This window comes from Pseudomonas sp., from assembly GCF_036404235.1.
GTDB lineage: Bacteria > Pseudomonadota > Gammaproteobacteria > Pseudomonadales > Pseudomonadaceae > Aquipseudomonas.
On sequence record NZ_DASWOT010000130.1, the window covers coordinates 1 to 2,064 of the forward strand.

At 56.8% G+C, this 2,064-nt stretch carries 1 protein-coding gene and 1 pseudogene; one reads left to right on the forward strand and one right to left on the reverse strand.

Annotated features, from left to right (window positions below):
- Nucleotides 1–529: 529 nt before the first annotated feature.
- Nucleotides 530–1,477 carry an IS1595 family transposase gene (locus VGC62_RS16685; RefSeq protein WP_331188188.1) on the reverse strand — a complete coding sequence of 316 codons (948 nt, stop codon included), beginning with the start codon at nucleotides 1,475–1,477 and terminating at the stop codon, nucleotides 530–532.
- Between the two features lie 84 nt (nucleotides 1,478–1,561).
- On the opposite strand from VGC62_RS16685, the pseudogene VGC62_RS16690 reads away from it, so the two are divergent.
- Nucleotides 1,562–2,064 (forward strand): annotated as a pseudogene (locus VGC62_RS16690) (hypothetical protein); the annotation flags it as partial.

Here is a 2,064-nt window from a genome sequence, read left to right on the forward strand (position 1 = left end):
CACTGTGAGACGCCAGGGTCTCCTATGCTGACCGTTGGCTGGCGGAATGGTGGGGCTCGTAATCAACAAGGCACTCCGGTCCACCGCTGCCCTAAATGCGGTCTAACTGACAATAGTGGCTGGAGCTGGACGGCAACTGCTGAGATAGCGGCAATCGCCAACGAAAGGCTGACTGCCAATAAAGCCCAGCCAGATTAGGGTCCAAACACGAACGATTTCCCAACGCCGAAAACTTATGTCGAATTAGATGCTAAGCGCAAGCGCGACACGGACGTTGTTCTTTTCTGTATGAAAGTGGTTCTTCTTGGACCTATTTTAGCAATATTGTTTTTTGTATCTCGCTGGCAGGTTCGGACTTTGAAGGTTGTAAGTTTAAAACTCTGGGGCAAAACCTGAGGCAGAGGTGACGCCTCAGGTTCTGAAGCCTCCCCGATAGCAACTGAGTAAGGCTGGTCTTTATGTCCGATTTACAAAAGGGATCCTGCTTACGCACTTTCCTCAGCCAGTTTCCTGCGTATTGTTGACCTGCTCATGCAAAGACGTCGGCCAGCTTGAGCAGCCGGTAGGGCATTGGCGTCGTGCGCACGCCAGCCCAGGTGAGCCGCGGCATCATGGCGCCAAGGTCGTATCGTCGGTTGAAGCGATACTCGAACTCGGCGAGGTAGCGCGGCACATGTTTCTGATCAATCGCGCGGTAGGTTCCGACAATGGCAGCTTTGATATTGCCCAGTGCTGTATTGACCCATTTGAAGGTGGGGGTGCGCGCCGCGGCGGCGCCCGAGCCGGTCTTGACGACCTGATGCTTACACCCAGCGTCCGCCACTGCACCGAAACAAGCCAGCCCATCGCTGACGACCTCGCATGTCGGATCGAGGCTCCGCTTGGCAAAAGTCGACAGCGCATGGTTGCAGAAGCTGGTGACGCGACGCAGTTTCAGGCGCACCGGTTTGCCCTCCGGCGTGGTCTCGGCGGCGGCAACGAAGGGTGTCTTTCCGGGTGCGCCGCGGCCCCGCTTGCCGCCCGTGCGTTCGCCGCCGAGATAGACATCGTCCAGTTCAACACGCCCGCTCAGCCGCTTGGTGGCGTCACGCTCCATCATGACCTGCGCCAGCTTGTGCTTGATCTTCCACGCTGTGGTCTGCGTCACGCCAAGCCGACGGCCCAGTTCGATACTGGAGATGCCCTGCTTGCTCTGGGTCAGGTGATACATAGCTCGGAACCACAACCGCAATGGCAGATGGGTCGAGGCGTAGATCGTGCCTGCGATTGGCGAGGTTTGGCGGCGGCAGGCATTGCATTGGAACAGGCCACGAGACTTCACTTCGCAGTACGCTCGCCCACCGCAAGCCGGGCATTCAAAGCCATTCGGCCACCGCGACGCGATCACCAACGCACGGCATTTTTCCTCTGTGCCGTAAAGCGCCTCGAACCCTACTTCACTGAGACCCTTCTGAAATTGAACCTTGTTCCGAGCCATTGTCACATCCCGCTACCGAACCTTCATGTTCATGCTATGTACCAGAACTATGGGGCTGAGGAAAGTGCGTAAACAGGAAATCGTTTGACGGCCTATCGGGCGGAACATCCTGATCTAGCGCCGAACAAAATCGAAGATTTATTCCAGGTTCAGGGCGGGCGCATCGCCAATGTGCTGTCCGAACCCGGCGCCCCCGAGCGCATGCGGGAACAAGAGCGAACGTTTTCAAATGCGGCAACGGTTCGGGAAGAACAGGGTGTCTTATCAAGCACAACGATTCAGCAATTCGAGCAATCGATAGCAAACATTTCGAATATTGCGAATACGTTAGCAACTCCCACGCTTTCAGGGCTGGACGCGGCGTTTAAGACACTGAATACCGGGCTGCTTGGCATCAATGATTTCCTAAAGCAACATCCTTTGGCCGCTGAAGTTGGCGGTTATGTAATGGATGCCGCCCTTGTCGGCGTTGCCGTTGGCGTTGGTGGGCAGATCCTCAACTTTGTTAAAGGCGGCTTCTCAGCACTTGGCTTAGGCGGTGCTGGAGCTGGCGCGGCAGGCGCAGGGGCGGGTGCTGGCGCTTTGGG

Bases quoted from the DNA above. Each gene is read 5' to 3' on its own strand.
- VGC62_RS16685 (WP_331188188.1), bottom strand. From the start codon at position 1,477: ATGGCTCGGAACAAGGTTCAATTTCAGAAGGGTCTCAGTGAAGTAGGG.